This window comes from Paenibacillus sp. GYB006 (genome assembly GCF_036577645.1).
In the GTDB taxonomy this organism is placed as follows: domain Bacteria; phylum Bacillota; class Bacilli; order Paenibacillales; family Paenibacillaceae; genus Paenibacillus.
Window position 1 is genome coordinate 1 of sequence record NZ_JARBDA010000065.1, and the last position, 418, is coordinate 418.

Annotated in this window: 4 tRNA genes; all 4 read left to right on the plus strand. The window is 51.0% G+C overall.

Features of this window, described 5'->3' with window-relative positions:
• The first annotated feature begins 43 nt into the window (after nucleotides 1-43).
• The 4 genes from PV403_RS24960 (at nucleotide 44) to PV403_RS24975 (ending at nucleotide 394) form a co-directional block, all read left to right on the plus strand.
• Nucleotides 44-120: transfer RNA gene (locus tag PV403_RS24960), tRNA-Asp, on the plus strand.
• A gap of 16 nt (nucleotides 121-136) precedes the next feature.
• Nucleotides 137-212: transfer RNA gene (locus tag PV403_RS24965), tRNA-Phe, on the plus strand.
• Nucleotides 213-223: 11 nt separating this feature from the next.
• Nucleotides 224-299 (plus strand) — tRNA-Thr (locus PV403_RS24970).
• Nucleotides 300-308: 9 nt separating this feature from the next.
• Nucleotides 309-394: transfer RNA gene (locus tag PV403_RS24975), tRNA-Tyr, on the plus strand.
• Nucleotides 395-418 lie beyond the last annotated feature (24 nt).

The following is a 418-nucleotide window of genomic DNA, read 5'->3' on the forward strand; positions in this document are numbered from 1 at the left end:
GAAGGTCGCAGGTTCAAATCCTGCCCCCGCAATTGTAATACCTGGAACTGTGGTGTAGAGGCCTAACATGCCTGCCTGTCACGCAGGAGATCGCGGGTTCGAATCCCGTCAGTTCCGCCATTTTTATTCTGAATAAGGCTCGGTAGCTCAGTCGGTAGAGCAGAGGACTGAAAATCCTCGTGTCGGCGGTTCGATTCCGTCCCGAGCCACCATTCAAAAATTAGCCGATGTAGCTCAACTGGTAGAGCAACTGACTTGTAATCAGTAGGTTGGGGGTTCAAGTCCTCTCGTCGGCACCAGTTTCATATGGAGGATTAGCGAAGTGGCCAAACGCATCAGACTGTAAATCTGCTCCCTTACGGGTTCGGTGGTTCGAATCCATCATCCTCCACCAGTTTTTAGGGGCATAGTTTAAAGG